At 71.9% G+C, this 15,717-nt stretch carries 12 protein-coding genes and 1 tRNA gene; 6 read left to right on the plus strand and 7 right to left on the minus strand.

The window, feature by feature from the left end; translation table 11 throughout:
- Positions 1–20: 20 nt before the first annotated feature.
- Positions 21–590 carry a helix-turn-helix domain-containing protein gene (locus tag ACH4F2_RS25725; protein WP_398135100.1) on the minus strand — a complete coding sequence of 190 codons (570 nt, stop codon included), beginning with the start codon at positions 588–590 and terminating at the stop codon, positions 21–23.
- 562 nt (positions 591–1,152) lie between these two features.
- On the opposite strand from ACH4F2_RS25725, the gene ACH4F2_RS25730 reads away from it, so the two are divergent.
- On the plus strand, positions 1,153–1,863 hold the full coding sequence (locus ACH4F2_RS25730) for an antibiotic biosynthesis monooxygenase (RefSeq protein WP_398135101.1): 711 nt from the start codon (positions 1,153–1,155) through the stop codon (positions 1,861–1,863).
- A gap of 22 nt (positions 1,864–1,885) precedes the next feature.
- Here the strand turns inward: ACH4F2_RS25730 and ACH4F2_RS25735 are convergent, their stop codons facing one another.
- On the minus strand, positions 1,886–3,715 hold the full coding sequence (locus ACH4F2_RS25735) for an endonuclease/exonuclease/phosphatase family protein (protein WP_398135102.1): 1,830 nt from the start codon (positions 3,713–3,715) through the stop codon (positions 1,886–1,888).
- Positions 3,716–4,052: 337 nt separating this feature from the next.
- Here ACH4F2_RS25735 and ACH4F2_RS25740 point away from each other — a divergent pair, with 337 nt between their 5' ends.
- The 5 genes from ACH4F2_RS25740 to ACH4F2_RS25760 all read left to right on the plus strand — a co-directional run bounded on the left by ACH4F2_RS25740 (position 4,053) and on the right by ACH4F2_RS25760 (position 9,993).
- Positions 4,053–5,480 (plus strand): hypothetical protein, encoded by a 1,428-nt coding sequence (locus ACH4F2_RS25740; RefSeq protein WP_398135103.1) that lies wholly within the window; start codon positions 4,053–4,055, stop codon positions 5,478–5,480.
- A gap of 319 nt (positions 5,481–5,799) precedes the next feature.
- On the plus strand, positions 5,800–7,263 hold the full coding sequence (locus tag ACH4F2_RS25745) for an alkaline phosphatase PhoX (RefSeq protein ID WP_398135104.1): 1,464 nt from the start codon (positions 5,800–5,802) through the stop codon (positions 7,261–7,263).
- A tRNA-Met gene (locus tag ACH4F2_RS25750) sits at positions 7,256–7,384 on the plus strand. The genes ACH4F2_RS25745 and ACH4F2_RS25750 overlap by 8 nt, the downstream gene beginning before the upstream one ends.
- A gap of 352 nt (positions 7,385–7,736) precedes the next feature.
- On the plus strand, positions 7,737–9,320 hold the full coding sequence (locus ACH4F2_RS25755; RefSeq protein WP_398135105.1) for a TROVE domain-containing protein: 1,584 nt from the start codon (positions 7,737–7,739) through the stop codon (positions 9,318–9,320).
- Positions 9,321–9,423: 103 nt separating this feature from the next.
- Positions 9,424–9,993 carry a TetR/AcrR family transcriptional regulator gene (locus ACH4F2_RS25760; protein WP_398135106.1) on the plus strand — a complete coding sequence of 190 codons (570 nt, stop codon included), beginning with the start codon at positions 9,424–9,426 and terminating at the stop codon, positions 9,991–9,993.
- Positions 9,994–10,042: 49 nt separating this feature from the next.
- Here the strand turns inward: ACH4F2_RS25760 and ACH4F2_RS25765 are convergent, their stop codons facing one another.
- The 5 genes from ACH4F2_RS25765 to ACH4F2_RS25785 form a co-directional block, all read right to left on the minus strand.
- A complete protein-coding gene (locus ACH4F2_RS25765; protein ID WP_398135164.1) occupies positions 10,043–11,269 on the minus strand; it encodes a TerD family protein in 1,227 nt (408 codons plus the stop codon).
- Positions 11,270–11,462: 193 nt separating this feature from the next.
- Positions 11,463–12,452: a zinc-dependent alcohol dehydrogenase family protein gene (locus tag ACH4F2_RS25770; RefSeq protein ID WP_398135107.1), complete on the minus strand. Its 990-nt coding sequence runs from the start codon at positions 12,450–12,452 to the stop codon at positions 11,463–11,465.
- Positions 12,449–13,333 (minus strand): carbohydrate ABC transporter permease, encoded by an 885-nt coding sequence (locus ACH4F2_RS25775; RefSeq protein ID WP_398135108.1) that lies wholly within the window; start codon positions 13,331–13,333, stop codon positions 12,449–12,451. Before ACH4F2_RS25775 ends, ACH4F2_RS25770 begins: the two co-directional genes overlap by 4 nt.
- Positions 13,330–14,274, minus strand: a complete 945-nt coding sequence (locus ACH4F2_RS25780; RefSeq protein WP_398135109.1) for a carbohydrate ABC transporter permease — start codon at positions 14,272–14,274, stop codon at positions 13,330–13,332. Before ACH4F2_RS25780 ends, ACH4F2_RS25775 begins: the two co-directional genes overlap by 4 nt.
- Positions 14,271–15,641: an ABC transporter substrate-binding protein gene (locus tag ACH4F2_RS25785; protein ID WP_398135110.1), complete on the minus strand. Its 1,371-nt coding sequence runs from the start codon at positions 15,639–15,641 to the stop codon at positions 14,271–14,273. Before ACH4F2_RS25785 ends, ACH4F2_RS25780 begins: the two co-directional genes overlap by 4 nt.
- Positions 15,642–15,717: the final 76 nt, after the last annotated feature.

Consider the following 15,717-nt stretch of genomic DNA (forward strand, 5'->3'; position numbering starts at 1 on the left):
TCGGACTGCCTCCCGGGCCCTCACCGGCGCGGCCCGTCCCGAACCGCCTCGATGTGCTCGGCGACGGCGACCACGATCAGCCGGGTGTCGGGCACCGTGGCCCGCCACCGGTGCCGCACCCCGCCCGTGAGGTACAGCGTGTCGCCGCGCCCCAGCCGGTAGGCACGGCCCTCGGCCTCGATCTCCACGGCACCCTCGGTCACGAACATCAACTGGTCGTTGCGGTACTGCAGTTCGCGGCCCGCGTCGTGGTCGCCGGTGAATTCGCAGGCGTGCATCTGGTGGTGTCCGCGCACCAGGGAGCGCACCTTGGGCGCCAGCTCCGGGTCGGGGTCCTCTGCCCGGACCACGTCCACACTGCACGCGGGGTCGGCGGCGGCGAGCAGTTCCACGGCGGTGGTGCGCAGGGCGTCGGCCACCTTCTCCAGGGAGCTCCGGCTGGGCCGCGCCCGGTCGTTCTCGATCTGGCTCAGGAAGGGCACGGACAGGCCACTGCGCTCGGCCACGACGGCAAGGGTGAGCTCCAGGGCCCGGCGCCGCCGTCGTACGGCCGCGCCCACCCGAAGGTGCTGATCTTTGTGGTCGCCCATCGCTCCGGCTCCCTCCTTCGCCCGTCGTACCGCCCCGGCGCCCAGGTCCGGCCGCCGTACTCCCGATGAGTTCTCGGACGAGACCTCTGATGGGTTCTCTGCACCCTACGCACGTTCGGCAAACCGTTTCACGCGGCCGTCACATCGACGTCACTGTGCGGTGGCCCCGAGCTCACACTTCTCGCCATTCCGGAACCGCCGGTCCGCGTGCCGGGCGCCCTACCGGTTCAAGGCGCGGACGGCCCTCCATGTTCCCGCATGCCACTCGCGCCGCGGTGGGACGAGGCTCGGGCAGGGAGTTGGCGCTCCGTGGTTGTCCGAATCCCTACCGTGTCCCGGCCGTGGACGACCGAGGGGTGGGGGGGGGGGGGGGGGGGGGGGGGGGGGGGGGGGCGGGGGCGCCCCCCCCCCCCCCCCCCCCCCCCCCGTGCCGGTACCGGAGTGTCTCCCGGTGCCTTCCGGCGGGCACTTGACCTCAACCTTGGTCGAGGTCACAGGGTGGTGCGTGCACCCGGAGCGCACCCGGCGTGCACCCGACGACCACCGATCGATGGAGGCCGGCATGACCCGCCGTACCGACGCACACCCCGAACTCGTCCGCCCCGATGTGCAGGCCCCCTTCTTCAGCACCTGGCGGGTGGGTACCCCCGAGCGGCAGCGGCGGACCGTCGACGCCATCGCCCGCACCTGGGAGCGCCGCCCCTGGCCCGCCGACGGCCTGCTCGGCTACCACGTCTACACCGGCCACGACGGCAGCACCCTGCTGCACCACTCGCAGTGGGCGAGCGAGCAGGCGTACGAGGCCTTCGTGAAGACGCACCGGCAGGAGCGCGTCGACGAGATCGACACCGCCGTACCGGGCATCGAGCGGCTGGGACTCGGCCGGTACCGGCGCTACCGCAGCGCCACCCGCGAGAACAGCGGGACGGCGCGCGTGCCGGGGTGCATCGTGATCGTCGACGTCGAGTTCGAGGGACCCGACCCCGAGCGGCAGCGCGCCTGGGTGGACGCCGTCCTCGAGGCCCTGGAGAGCGAGCCGGAGCAGCACCCCGGCGGCATCTGCGCCCACTTCCACCTCAGCACCGACGGCACCCGCGTCCTCAACTACGCCGAGTGGGAGAGCGCCCAGGCCCACATCGACGCCCTGGCCGCACCGGGAGACGGCGTCGGTTCGGGATCGGACCTGTGGAAGCGGGTGCAGAACTGGCCGGGCATGACCAGCGGCGGCGGGGTCAGCCGCTACGACCACGCCCTCGGCCTCGTGCCCCGCTGAACCCGCCCCCGCACGGCACCCGTCAGGGACGGAACCGCAGCACCTGCGGGTCGTGGTCGCTGATCTGGTCGTGGAACTCGGCGTTGACGTGCACGCTGTCGTACGACAGGCGCCCGCCCCACCGGATCGACGGGCTGACCAGGATCTGGTCGAGGACCTGGCTGTTGCCCTGGTAGACGTACGAGTAACGCTCGCTCCGCGGCAGCGACTTGACCGCCGACCACAGGGCGCCGTCGCCTTCCAGGATGCGGGTGGTCTTCGAGAACTCGAAGTCGTTGATGTCACCGAGGGCGATGACGTCGGCGTTCTTCTGGGCGGCGAGAACCTCCTTGACGAAGGTGTTCACCGACTGCGCCTGGAGGTGGCGCTGCGTCTCCGAACCGCGCGACGGCGGCTGGTACTGCGCCGTCAGACCCTGGTCGCCCCCCTTGGAGCTGAAGTGGTTGGCGATGACCAGGACCGTCCGACCGCGGAAGACGAACTCGCCGGCCAGCGGCTTGCGGCTGTCCTCCCAGGCGGGGTCCGCCGGGTCCACGCGGCCGGGGGAGTGCGTGAGCGCCGCCTTGCCGCGCACCTTCGTCACCCCGGTCGCGGTGGTCGCGTCGCCGGACCCGCGGTCGGTGAAGGAGACCCGCTCCGGGTTGAACAGGAACGCCTGGCGGATGTTGCCGCCGGGCTGGCCGCCGTCCTCGCCGTCGACCGGGTCGATGCCGCGCCAGTCGTAGCGCGGGCCGCCGGCCGCGACGATCGCGTCGATCAGCTTGCCGACCGTCGCGTCGGCGGCCACCGTGCCGTCGTCCGTGGCGCCGTTGTCGTCCTGGATCTCCTCCAGGGACACGATGTCGGGCGACGCGAGATTGTGCACGATCGCCTCGGCGTGCGCGGCGAAGGTGCCGTCGGACGGGTCGAGGTTCTCGACGTTGTACGTCGCCACCGCCAGCTCGCGGCTGCTGTGCCGGCGCGTCGTCTCGCGCTCCAGGCCCCCGCTCTCCAGGGTGCCGATCTCGCTCGCCACCAGCGTGTAGCCGCCGTACTGGTTGTAGTCCAGGGGGCCCGCGGTGGTCCCGGCGAGGGTGTCGCCCACGTGGGCGTCGGGGAAGTCGGCCGGCTTGCCCAGGGACTGGATCTGCAGCCGGCCGGTGTTCTGGGAGTCGTAGGAGCCGTACACCGTGCCGCCGCGGCGGTTGGCGTTCTCCCAGGGCTTCACCGTGACCCACAGCTCGGTGTACGGGTCGGAGGCGCCGACGACGCGGGCGTCGGCGACCCGTACGTTCATGCCCTCCAGGGACTCGTAGTGGTCCAGGGCGTACTTCGAGGGCCGCAGCGTCAGGCCGTTGACCGAGCCGTTCGCGGCCTCGTCGCCCTCGGGGGCGTACGCGCGCGGCACCGACCGGGCGGAGACGGTCGTCGCGGCCGGGACCTCGTTGCCGCTGGAGACGACCGTGAAGGCCGGGCGGGTGATCTCGGTCAGCGACTGGTTCCCGGAGGAGGTGCCGCCCGGGACGTACTCCGAGACCGTGCCGGAGACGGTGACCGCGTCACCCACGGCGACGCCCTTCGGGGTGGAGCCGGTGAAGACGAAGACCCCCTCGCTGGTGGCCGGATCGGCGTCCGGCCGCGGATCCTGGATCCAGAAGCCTCTGGAGGAGCCGTAGCCGCGGATACCGGTGACGATTCCGGCCACGTCGGTGACCTGCTTGCCGGCGTACGGCGACAGCCGGGTGCTGCCCTGGATGTCGTGGACGCGCACCGAGTCGGCGTGCGCGGGCGAGGTGAGGACGACCGTGGACGCCGCCGAGCAGACTGCGGCGACGGTGAGCGCGGCGAGGCGCGTGGAGGACTTGCTGGCCAACGTGATCCCTCCGGGGACGTGACAGAGCGCCGGGACGAGAGTGGAGCGGACGGAGCGAAAAGGGGCGCTGCGAAACGAGGACGCGACGCGAGGGGCCGCAGGGAACACGTGGACTCACGTGGACTCATGTGGACCTGGGTGAACACTTGTCCCCCCGCTTCTACGCGCGTCAATCTCCTGCCTGGCCAGTCCGGTTGTCAAGGTTTCGGCCATGTACTCCACCCGTCGGGGAGATGAACCGGGCGGCATGGGTGGAAACCCGTCTAGGCTGAGCTGTTGAGCCGTACGGCGTCCGGATGGCCGTACGGTGGTCAAGGCGCGCGAGGAGAAACAGCCGATGTCAGACAGCTCCACCCTGCCGCCCGCACGGCTGCGTCCCGAAGCGGAGCTGGCCCGCGACGCGCTGTCCGCGCCGGTGTTCGCCCGGGCCGTCCGGCTCGCCCGCTGGGCCGGCCCGGACACCCGTGTCGACGCCGGGGGCGGGCTCGTCGAGGAGCAGTTGCCGGCGGCGGCCGAGGAGCTCGGGCTGAGCGGGGACGACGCCGCCGCGTACGCGAGCGAGGCGTGGCGGATCGCCGTGGACACCGGGCTCGTCGAGATCACCGACGAGGAGACGGGCACCGTCGCGACGGGCGAGGACCTCGCCCTGCTCACCGGCGGTTCCCCGCAGGACGTGCTCGGACTGTGGCTGACCGCCCTGGAGGCGGTGCTCGCCGACGCGAGCGTGCCCGACCTCGACGACCTGGTCGACGCGATGGCCGAGGGCGGCGAGGTCGACCTGTCGTCCCTCGACTGGAATCCGCAGGCCGAGGCGGAGTTCCTCGACGGCGTGCTCGGCAACCTCTACCTGCTCACCGTCGGGGAGGACCGCCCCGGCGACGCCGCGGTGCCGCTGCCCGCACTGGCCGCGTCCGTGATCGTGCCCAGCGGCATGGGCGACCCCACCAACGACGTGCTGGAGCAGGTGTCCGACGCGATGATGCGGCTGGACGACCAGTTCCGGCTGCTGGAGCCCATCGGCCTCGTCGAGTACCGGCCGGTCGACGAGGCCCTGATGGCCGACGCGGACGAGGAGCCCGCGGCACCCGTCGACGAGGCCGACGTCGCCCGCTACGGCATGGTGCGGCTCACCCCGCTCGGCCTGTACGGACTGCGCGCCCGGCTCCTGGAGGCCGGCTTCGAGGCACCCGCCGTCGGCGACCTCGCCGACAAGGGCGCCGACGCGCTGCTCGACGGCACGGCCCCCTTCCCGCCGGCCGCGGCCCACGCCGAGACCGAGCTGTGGCTGGCCGGCCGGGGCCCCCTCGCCGCGGCCCGTGAACTGCTGGCCGCGGCACGCGGCTCGGACGCCGGCGCACCCCTGCGCCGGCTGCGCTGCCAGCAGGCGCTGTCCCTGGTCGGCGCCGAGGCGGAACCCGCGCTGCGGGAGGTCCTCGACGACGGCGAGCTGGGCGGCCTGGCCAGGGTCTGGCTGACCGAGCACGGTGCCGGGGACGTCCCCGCCCCGCCGCAGGAGATGGTCTTCTGGCTGACCATCGACACGGTGGCCGCACAGCTCGCGGCCGAGGGCAACTCCGAGGAACTGCGCGCCCTGGTGGAGGGCCTGGCCGGACAGCACGGCGGGTTCTTCGACACGGCCTGGCGGGTCGAGCACCCGGCCACCCCGGACGTCCTGGAGGCCATGGGGCGGCTGCATCCCGACAAGAAGATCGCCAAAGAGGCGCGCAAGGCGGCGTTCAAGGCACGGTCGCAGCAGGGCGGCTGACGCCGGCCTGCCGGTCGGGGCGAACGGCGACCCCGGCCCCCCCCCGGCCCCCCGGCCCCCGGCGCCCCCCGGCCCCCGGCGCCCCCCGGCCCCCCGCCCCCCCCCGGCCCCCGGCGCCCCCCCGGCGCCTGCTGGATGCCGCCCTCTCGGGGCCGGGAGCCGCACGGGGGGCGCACGAACACCCGCGGTCCACGGATTCCCGCAAGCCGGCAGGGAGAGGTCGCGCTCAGTTCAACCACCGTTCAGGCGTGGGCGGGACCGTGTCGCCGAACCGAGGTCCGCCACCCTCCACGGCACGTCCACCGTCACAGGAGACACCATGTCGCTCACCCGCAGGGACTTCGCCGGCCGATCCGCGCTCACCGGCGCCGGAGTCGTGCTGGCGGGCAGCGTCGGCGCCCTCGCCACCGCCCCGAACGCCCTCGCGTCCACGGACACCGAGAGCGCGGGCGGGGAGCACGGCCACGGCTATGACCACGACCACGGCGGGGTCGGCTACGGACCGCTGCTCCCCGACCCGGAGGGCATCCTCGCGCTGCCCGCCGGCTTCCGGTACGAGATCATCACCTACTGCGGCCGGACCAAGCTGGAGACGGGCGAGTACACCCCGTCCAACCACGACGGCACCGCCACCTTCGACGGCCCGCGCGGCACCACCCTCCTCGTCAACAACCACGAGATCGGCGGCCACCGCGACGACTCGCCCCACCCCGTCCCGCTCACCGAGGGCCTCGTCTACGACCCCGCCGCCGCCGGCGGCTGCACCGTCGTCGAGGTCCGCCGCGACGGCCACGTCGCCGAGTGGGTCGGCATCGCCGGCACCGCCACCAACTGCGCGGGCGGCAGCACCTCGTGGGGTACCTGGCTGACCTGCGAGGAGACCGAGGACAGGGCCGGCGAGGAGGGGATGACCAAGGACCACGGCTACGTCTTCGAGGTCGACCCCGAGGACCGCCGCGCCAACCGGGACCCGAGGCCCGTCAAGGCGCTCGGCCGCTACGCCCACGAGGCCGTCGTCATCGATTCCAAGCGCGGCCACGCCTACCTCACCGAGGACGCCTCCAACCCCAACGGCCTCCTCTACCGCTGGGCCCCGCCGGAGGGATTCCGGCACGGCCGCGGCCGGCTGCGCACCCTCGCCGACGACGCCGGGACCCTCCAGGCCGCCAAGTGCTACGACTCCGGCGGCAAGTTCGTCGACGACCTCTCCCGTGCCACGAAGACCGGCACCGTCTACGGCGTCGACTGGATCGACGTCCCCGACCGCGAGGCGAAGACCACCTCCGTGCGCAAGCAGTTCACCGACGGGGAGGTCACCCGCGGCCGCAAGCTGGAGGGCATGTGGTGGGCCGACGGCGGCGCGTACGTCGTCTCCTCCTTCGCCCGTGACGAGAGCCCCGGCCGCCCGCACGACGGCCAGGTCTGGTTCTACGACCCCAAGCGCCGCACCCTCACCCTGAAGGTCCTCCTCGGCGTCAACCCCGACCCGTCGGCGGACGGCGCCTTCGACGGCCCCGACAACATCACCGTGTCCCCGTACGGCGGCCTCGTCATCGCCGAGGACGGCGACGGCGTCCAGCACCTGTTCGGCGCCACCGACAGCGGACGCACCTACCCCATCGCCCGCAACGAACTGAACGTCGGCTCCGAAGACGAGCCCGAGTACAGCGAGTTCACCGGCGTCACCTTCTCACCCGACGGAAAGACCCTCTACGCCAACATCCAGGACCCCGGAATCATGCTGGCGATCACCGGGCCCTGGAAGCGGCAGAAGCGCCGGTGATTAATTCGCTCGCCCGAGCGAAGGCCGCCCTTCTAGAGTGATGAACGTCCAGGTGCGAAGGCAGGACCTACTTCCACTCATAATGGGGCGGCCACGGGTTCGAGTCCCGTCACCGGCACCACGCGCCGGTGTAGCTCAGGGGATAGAGCACCTTGTCGGTTCCGCCGACCTGAACTCTGGACACCCAGAACTTCACGCACCTCCCGGTGCGCGGGCCGCGGCTACTTCGTTGTGATCGAATCCAAAGCCGCCGCCGACCTGATCTCGGGAGGCGCAGCAGATGGTGGGTGCCCGGTGCGCGGGCGGCGGGTACTTCCTTCGGCCGGACGGTTGCGGGTTCGAATCCCGTCACCGACCTCGGGTCGGTGCAGCTCAAAAGGCAGAGCATCCGTATGTTCCCGTCGCCGACTCGGCCCTCGGGCACCCTCCTTCTGCCGCGCCCTCCCACCGGAAGGAATTCGGGGGAATTCACCATGGCGCGTTTCAACACCAAGGCCGCGAAGGCACAGCCCACCTCGCGTGTGACGTCGACGGGCCGCGTGCTGCGCACCTACGAGGGCGGCCGGGGCCACGAGCGTGACGCACGCTCCGAGCTCTTCCTGCTCTCGGTCGCCAACCTCGTGTCGCAGCAGACCTCGTACGAGACCGGCGCCGCCCGCGACGACCGGTTCGCCACGCTCGTGCGCGAGCTCGCGCTCACCGACCCGTCCTGGACGGCCGGCCTGCTCGGCTGGCTGCGCGGCGAGGGCAACCTGCGCACCGCCTCCCTCGTCGGCGCCGCCGAGTACGTCAAGGCCCGCCTCGACGCGGGTGCCACCGACGGCCCGACGAACCGGCGGGTCGTCGACTCCGTCCTGCAGCGGCCCGACGAGCCCGGCGAACTGCTCGCGTACTGGACGTCGACGTACGGCCGCGCCGTGCCCAAGCCGGTCAAGCGGGGGATCGCCGACGCCGTACGGCGGCTCTACCACGGCAAGTCGCTGCTGAAGTACGACACCGCGTCCAAGGGCTACCGCTTCGGCGACATCCTCAACCTGGTGCACGCGGCGCCCGACCCGGACAAGCCGTGGCAGGGCGAGCTGTTCGAGTACGCCCTCGACCGCCGGCACAACCCGGACACCGCGGTGCCGCCCGCCTCGAACCGCGTCCTGACCGCGCACCGCGAGCTGATGGCGCTGCCCGTCGACCGGCGGCGAGCGGTCGTCACCGCGCCCGACGGTGCCGAGCGGCTCGCGGCGGCGGGCATGACGTGGGAGATGCTGGCGGGCTGGCTCCAGGGGCCGATGGACAAGGCCGCCTGGGAGGCGGTGATTCCGTCCATGGGGGCGATGGGTCTGATGCGCAACCTGCGTAACTTCGACGAGGCCGGCGTGTCCGACGAGGTCGCCGCCCGGGTGGCGGCGCGGATCAGCGACCCGGCCCAGGTGGCGCGCTCGCGGCAGTTCCCCTTCCGCAACCTCGCCGCGTACCGTCACGCGCCGTCGCTGCGCTGGTCGTACCCGCTGGAGCAGGCGCTCGGCCACTCGCTGGCCAACGTGCCCGCGCTGCCCGGCCGGACGCTGGTCCTCGTGGACCGCTCGGGCTCGATGTTCCACTCGCGGATGTCGGACCGCTCGGAACTCGACCGGGCCGACGCGGCGGCGGTCTTCGGCACGGCGCTCGCGCTGCGGGCGGCCAACGCGGACCTCGTCGAGTTCGGTACGTCGAGCAACCGTGTGAAGTACCGCAAGGGCGAGTCGGTGCTGAAGATCCTGGAGCGCTTCGGTGACCTCGGCGGCACCGACACGACCGAAGCGGTCCGCCGGCACTACAAGAAGCACGACCGGGTACTGATCGTCACCGACGAGCAGTACGCGTACAGCCGGCACGGCGACCCGACCGAGCAGGTCCCCGAGCACGTGCCGGTCTACACCTGGAACCTGGCCGGGTACCGGGCGGGCCACGGCCCGTCGGGCAAGGCAGGCCGGCACACCTTCGGCGGCCTGACGGACGCCGCCTTCCGGATGGTTCCGCTGCTCGAAGCCGCCCGGGACGCCGACTGGCCCTGGGCGGCCTGAGCCGGCGGCCGGCCCGCACCCCGCGCAGGGAGTGCGGGCCGGGTCGCGGAGCAGCGCGGTAGGGTGCGCGCGGAAGGTTGCCTGGTGGGCGGGGAGTGACGGGATGGCGCAGGTCAGGCCCATGCGTGCGGATGCCCGGCGTAATCGTGAGCGGTTGCTCGTGGTGGCGGCACAGGCCTTCGCCGAGCACGGTGAGGGTGCCTCGCTGGACGAGATCGCCAAGCGCGCGGGGGTCGGCGTCGGCACGCTGTACCGGCATTTCCCGACGCGGCAGGCGTTGCTGGAGGCCGCTTACCTGGAACGGATCGAGGCCATCGCGGCGCGTGCGGACGTCATCGCGGGGGAGCTGGCGCCGGGCGATGCCCTGGTCGCGTGGCTCGACGAGCTCGCCGCCGGGATGCTCCAGGTGCGGGGGCTCAGGGCGCTGCTGGGTACGGCCGTCACTGAGGGCGGGGCGGCGGCGGACCGGGCGTGCGGTGACTGCGTGCGGGGCGCCGTGACGCGGTTGGTCAGGGCCGCGCAGGACGAGGGCACGCTGCGTGCGGACGTCGAGCCGATCGAGGTGCTGCGGCTGGCGCACGGGGTGGCGACCGCGGCCGAGTCGACGGAGGGGGAGCACGGGACGTCCGTCCGGCGGTACCTGTCGCTGGTGTGGCGGGGACTGCGGGCGTAGGCCGTCGGCGGGGCGCTCCCGGTGCCGGGAGCGCCCCGCCGGCCGGCTGCTACAGCGCCTGGGCCGACGGCTTCACCATGCCCCGGACCGTGCGGGACTTGACGAAGTCGCCCATGGCGGTCATCTCCCACTCGCCGGAGTACTGACGGATCAGCTTCGCCATCATCACGCCGGTCTGCGGCTCGGCGCTGGTGAGGTCGAAGCGGACCAGTTCCTCACCGGTCGCGGCGTCCATGAGACGGCAGTAGGCCTTGGCGACCTCCGTGAACTTCTGGCCGGAGAACGAGTTGACCGTGAAGACCAGGCCGCTGACCTCCTGCGGGAGCCGGCCCAGGTCGACGGTGATCACCTCGTCGTCGCCGCCGCCCTCTCCGGTGAGATTGTCCCCGGAGTGCTTGATCGCGCCGCCCACGATCTGGAGCTTGCCGAAGTAGCAGCTGTCGATGTGGTTGCGCTGCGGGCCGTACGCGATGACCGACGCGTCCAGGTCGATGTCCTTGCCGCGGTACGCCGGCTCCCAGCCGAGGCCCATCTTGACCTGGGAGAGGACCGGCCGGCCGCCCTTGACGAGGGAGACGGTCTGGTTCTTCTGGAGGCTGACCCGGCCCTTGTCGAGGTTGATCTTGCCGGTGCCCGGGGCGGGGGCGGGCGGTGCGGCCGGTGCCGTGGGGGGAGCGGAGGGCATCGTGGGCGCGGCGGCGGGCGGGGCCGGCGGGGTGACCGCCCGGGCCCGGGGCGGGGCCGCCGGCTGCGCGGGAGCCGCAGGCTGGGCGGGGGCCGCGGGTTCCTCCACCGTGACGCCGAAGTCCGTCGCGATGCCGGCGAGGCCGTTGGAGTAGCCCTGGCCGACCGCGCGGGCCTTCCAGGCGCCGTTGCGCAGGTAGACCTCCACGATCACCAGCGCGGTCTCGGTGCCGAGCTGCGGGGGCGTGAAGGTGGCGAGGACGGAGTTGTCGTCCGCGTTGCGGATGGTGGCGGTCGGTTCGATGCCCTGGAAGGTCTGCCCGGCGGCGTCCGGGCTGGCGGTGACGACGATCTTCTCGATGCCCGGCGGGACCGCGGAGGTGTCGACCACGATCGCGTCCGGGGCGGCGCCGCCGCCGGAGCGGTAGGTCACGCCCTGGCCGGTGGGCTGGTTGTAGAAGATGAAGTCGTCGTCGGAGCGCACCTTGCCGTCGGCGGTGAGCAGCAGGCCCGATACGTCGAGCCGCACGGGCGCGGCGACGTCCACCGTCACGCGGGCGGCGGAGAGGGGGATGTTCGAGCCGGGGGTCATAGCTGTCATGCCGGGTGAACGAGCGAGGGCGTTTTACCGTTCCCTTACCCGGGGGCCAATCGGGTCGGGGGTGGTGGGGCGGCGTTCTCGGGGTTCTTCGCCCCCGCCGCCCCTTCCCGTCCCCGGGGGCTGCGCCCCCATACCCCCTCTTCAGGTCTCCGGCCTCGTCCTCGAACGCAGGACGGGCTGATCATCACGGCACGACCACGATCTTCCTGCCCACCCCCGCCGTGAACTGCTCCAGCGCCTGCGGGTAGCGGTCCAGCGGGATGCGGTCGCTGATGAAGACGTCAGGGTCCAGGACGCCGTTGGCGAAGAGTTCGGCCGCGCGTTCGTAGCTGTGCAGGACCGCCATCGAACCCGTGATGGTGATCTCCTGGTTGTAGATGCGGTACGGGTCGATCTGTACGCGCGTCGCGTAGTCGGCGACGCCGAACTGGAGGAACGTGCCGGCCTTGGCGACCCGGTCCAGGCCGTCCTGGATGGCCGCCGCGTTGCCGGTCGCGTCGATGACCAGATCCCAGCCCTGGGGGCGGTCCAGCTCGTCGGGGGTCGCGGCCGAGGCGGAGACGCCGAGGCCGCGGGCCGTCTCCAGGCGGGCCGGGTTGAGGTCGACCATGTCGACACTGGCCGCGCCGGTGCGCTTGGCCAGCTCCAGCATCATCAGGCCCATCGTGCCGGAGCCGTAGATCAGGACGTGGGCGCCGAGGCGGGACTGGAGGACGTCGTAGCCGCGGACCGCGCAGGAGAGCGGTTCGATCAGGGCCGCGTCCTGGGTGCGGACGTGCTCGGGGAGCTTCACGCAGTTGGCCACGGGTGCCACCGCGTACTTCGCGGCGCCGCCCGCCGTCGTCACACCGATGGCCGCCCAGCGTTCGCAGAGGTTGTTGTGGCCGGTGCGGCAGTAGCGGCACTCGTAGCAGTAGAGGGAGGGGTCGACGGCGACCTGGTCGCCGACGGAGACCTCGGTGACCTGCGCGCCGACGCCGGCCACCTCGCCTGCGAACTCGTGGCCCGGCACGATGGGGAGCTTGGGGGCGAACTCGCCCTGGAGGATGTGCAGGTCGGTGCCGCACAGGCCGCAGGCGGCGACCTCGACGACGACCTCGCGCGGCCCTGGCGTCGGGTCGGGGACCTCGGTGACGACGGCGCGGCCCACGGACTCGATGACGGCGGCCTTCATTTCACGGCTCCAAGCGACAGGCCCTGGACCAGTTTGTCCTGGGCGGCGAACCCCGCGGCGAGCACCGGCAGGGAGATGACGAGCGACGCGGCGCACACCTTGGCCAGGAAGAGGCCCTGGCTGGTGATGAAGCCGGTCAGGAAGACGGGGGCGGTCTCGGCGACCACGCCCGTCAGCACCCGGGCGAAGAGCAGTTCGTTCCAGCTGAAGATGAAGCAGATGAGGGAGGTCGCGGCGATGCCGGGCAGGGCGATCGGGGCGACCACGCGGGCCAGGACGGTCGGCAGTCTCGCGCCGTCCACGCGGGCCGCCTCGATGATCGCGACCGGGACCTCGGCCAGGAAGGACTGCATCATCCAGACCGCGATCGGCAGGTTCATCGAGGTGTAGAGGATGACCAGCAGCCAGATGTTGTCCAGCATGTCCGTGTTCTTGGCGAACAGGTAGATCGGCAGCAGGCCCGCCACCACCGGCAGCATCTTGGTGGAGAGGAAGAAGAAGAGGACGTCCGTCCACTTCTTCACGGGGCGGATCGAGAGGGCGTACGCGGCGGGCAGGGCCAGGACCAGGACCAGGAGTGTCGAGGCGACCGACGCGACCGCCGAGTTGATCAGCGCCGGCCAGGGGCTCGCGCCGCCGTCCGCACCGAAGAACTCGCGGTAGCCGTCCAGGGTGAGGGAGGCAGCGAAGGACGGCGGGTTGGTGGCCGCGTCCTCCTCCGAGTGGAAGGAGGTCAGGGCCATCCAGGCGATGGGCAGGAAGAAGACGATCCCGGCCAGCCAGGCCACCAGGCCCAGACCCGCGCCCGCCTTTCGGCGGGCTCGTACGGGCTTGGTGCCGGTGGTGCCGGTGGCGGCGGGTCGTACGGCGGTGGCGCTCATGCGCGGCCGACCTCCTCGCGGAACAGGGACGACACCACGCGCAGCGCGAAGGTGGCGATGATGACGGAGCCGATGACGACCAGGACGCCCGCGGCCGATGCGAGGCCGTTCTCGTGGGCCTGGTAGAAGCTCTGGTAGACGGTGTAGGGCAGGTTGGCGGTGCCCAGGCCGCCGGACGTGATCGTGAAGACCGCGTCGAAGTTCTGGACGATGTAGATCGAGCCGAGCAGGGCGCCGAGTTCCAGGTAGCGGCGCAGGTGGGGCAGGGTGAGGTGGACGAAGATCTGCCAGTCGCTCGCGCCGTCCACCCGGGCGGCCTCGATCTGCTGCTGGTCACGGCTCTGCAGGCCGGCGAGCAGGATCAGCATCATGAAGGGCGTCCACTGCCACACCAGTGAGGCCTCGACCGCGAGCAGCGGGGTGTTCGAGACCCAGTCGGGCTGCGGGCCGCCCACATAGTGCAACAGGCCGTTGAGCAGGCCGTATTCGGGGTTGTAGAGGACGTGCTTCCAGAGCAGGGCCGCCGCCACCGGGACCACCAGGAACGGGGCGATCAGCAGGGTGCGGACCACGCCCCGGCCCTTGAACCTCCGGTCGAGGAGCAGGGCGAGTGCCAGACCGAGGACCAGGCTGGCCAGGACCACGGCCACCGTCAGCAGGATCGTCGTCCACACCGACTTGCGCAGGGCCGGGTCGCTGAGGACGTCGCCGTAGTTGGCGAAGCCGGTGAAGTGCCGGGCGTCCGGGTAGAGGGAGTTCCAGTCGAAGAAGGAGATCACCAGGGTCGCCACGAAGGGCAGCTGGGTGACCACGATCATGAAGATCAGGGCGGGGAGGAGGGGGGCCCGGGTGGCCCAGGCCCGCAGCCGGGAGGACGGCGGGCGGACGGTGGTCCGTGCGTGGTCGGGTGCGGCCGAGGGGGCCGTCGTCGTGGCGGTCATCGTCCCTCGTACTCCTCGGAGATCTTCTCGGCGAGCTGCTGGGACTTCTTCAGGGCCTCCTCGACGGACTGCCGTCCGGCGATGGCCGCGCTGATCTCCTGGGAGACCTTGGTGCCGAGGTCGGTGAACTCGGGGATGCCGACGAACTGGATGCCGGGCGCGGGACGCGGCTGCACGCCGGGGTCGTTCGGCTTGGCGCCCTCGATGGCCTCGCGGGTCATCTCCTGGAAGGCGGCGGCCTCCGCTCGGTAGGCCGGGTTCTCGTACGTCGAGGCGCGCTTGCCGGCGGGGACGTCCGACCAGCCGATCTCGTCGCCGACGAGCTGCTCGTACTCCTTGCCGGACGCCCAGGAGACGAACTTCCAGGCCTTGTCGGCGTTGCGGGAGGCCTTCTGGATGCCCCAGGCCCAGGTGTAGAGCCAGCCGGCGGACCCGGTCTTCTCCACGGGGGCGGACGCGTAGCCCATCCTGCCCTTGACGGGGGAGTTCGCCGACTCCAGGGAGCCGGCCGCGGAGGTGGCGTCGTACCACATGGCGACGTTGCCCTGGGTCATGTTGTTCAGGCACTCGGCGAAGCCGGACTGGGCGGCGCCGGACTGGCCGTGCTCGCGGACGAGGCCGACATAGAACTTCGTCGCCTTCTCCCACTCGGGGGAGTCCAGCCGCGCCTGCCAGTCCTGGTCGAACCAGGTACCGCCGAAGGTGTTCACGACCGTCGTGAGCGGTGCCATCAGCTCGCCCCAGCCGGGCAGGCCGCGCAGGCAGATGCCCTTCATGCCGGGCTGTGCCCCGTCGAGTCGGGCGGCGAACTCGGCCACCTGGGTCCACGTGGGGTGCTCGGGCATCGTCAGGCCCTCCTTGGCGAACACGTCCTTGCGGTACATGAGGAAGGACGACTCGCCGTAGAAGGGCTGGCCGTAGAGCTTGCCGTCGTCGCCGGTGAGGGACTCGCGCATCGGCCCCAGGACGTCCTTCTCGTCGTACGCCGGGTCCTCGGCGACGTAGGAGTCCATCGGCCGCAGCCACTCGTTGCGGGCGTAGATCGGTATCTCGTAGTTGGAGAGGGTGGCGACGTCGTACTGGCCCGCCTGGTTGGCGAAGTCCTGGCTGATCTTGTCGCGGACGTCGTTCTCCGGCAGGACGGTGAAGTTCACCTTGATGCCGGTCTCTTCGGTGAAGTGGTCCGCGGTGAGTTTCTGCAGCTCGGCCATCTGCGGGTTGTTGACCATCAGGACGTTGATGGCGTCGCCGCCGGATCCGGCCCCGCCCGCCCCGACCCAGCAGCCGGAGAGCAGCGGGGCGAGCAGCGTCCCTGCGGCGGCCATGGCGAGCGTGGCTCGCGGCCTCCGTCGGCTCTGGGTTCGCATGGATCGCTCCTGAACATATGGGGAGGTATGGGGCAGCGGAGGGTGTGAGGGTGCCCTCCGGGGGTGTGAGTCGGTT

This window comes from Streptomyces sp. NPDC017890, assembly GCF_044328675.1.
In the GTDB taxonomy this organism is placed as follows: domain Bacteria; phylum Actinomycetota; class Actinomycetes; order Streptomycetales; family Streptomycetaceae; genus Streptomyces.

What these genes read in the sequence shown, in the direction of transcription:
- ACH4F2_RS25760 (WP_398135106.1), top strand. Translation starts at nt 9,424, where the DNA reads ATGGCGCAGGTCAGGCCCATGCGTGCGGATGCCCGGCGTAATCGTGAG.
- ACH4F2_RS25775 (WP_398135108.1), bottom strand. Translation starts at nt 13,333, where the DNA reads ATGAGCGCCACCGCCGTACGACCCGCCGCCACCGGCACCACCGGCACC.
- ACH4F2_RS25780 (WP_398135109.1), bottom strand. Translation starts at nt 14,274, where the DNA reads ATGACCGCCACGACGACGGCCCCCTCGGCCGCACCCGACCACGCACGG.
- ACH4F2_RS25725 (WP_398135100.1), bottom strand. Translation starts at nt 590, where the DNA reads ATGGGCGACCACAAAGATCAGCACCTTCGGGTGGGCGCGGCCGTACGA.
- ACH4F2_RS25730 (WP_398135101.1), top strand. Translation starts at nt 1,153, where the DNA reads ATGACCCGCCGTACCGACGCACACCCCGAACTCGTCCGCCCCGATGTG.
- ACH4F2_RS25755 (WP_398135105.1), top strand. Translation starts at nt 7,737, where the DNA reads ATGGCGCGTTTCAACACCAAGGCCGCGAAGGCACAGCCCACCTCGCGT.
- ACH4F2_RS25745 (WP_398135104.1), top strand. Translation starts at nt 5,800, where the DNA reads ATGTCGCTCACCCGCAGGGACTTCGCCGGCCGATCCGCGCTCACCGGC.
- ACH4F2_RS25785 (WP_398135110.1), bottom strand. Translation starts at nt 15,641, where the DNA reads ATGCGAACCCAGAGCCGACGGAGGCCGCGAGCCACGCTCGCCATGGCC.
- ACH4F2_RS25765 (WP_398135164.1), bottom strand. Translation starts at nt 11,269, where the DNA reads ATGACCCCCGGCTCGAACATCCCCCTCTCCGCCGCCCGCGTGACGGTG.
- ACH4F2_RS25740 (WP_398135103.1), top strand. Translation starts at nt 4,053, where the DNA reads ATGTCAGACAGCTCCACCCTGCCGCCCGCACGGCTGCGTCCCGAAGCG.
- ACH4F2_RS25770 (WP_398135107.1), bottom strand. Translation starts at nt 12,452, where the DNA reads ATGAAGGCCGCCGTCATCGAGTCCGTGGGCCGCGCCGTCGTCACCGAG.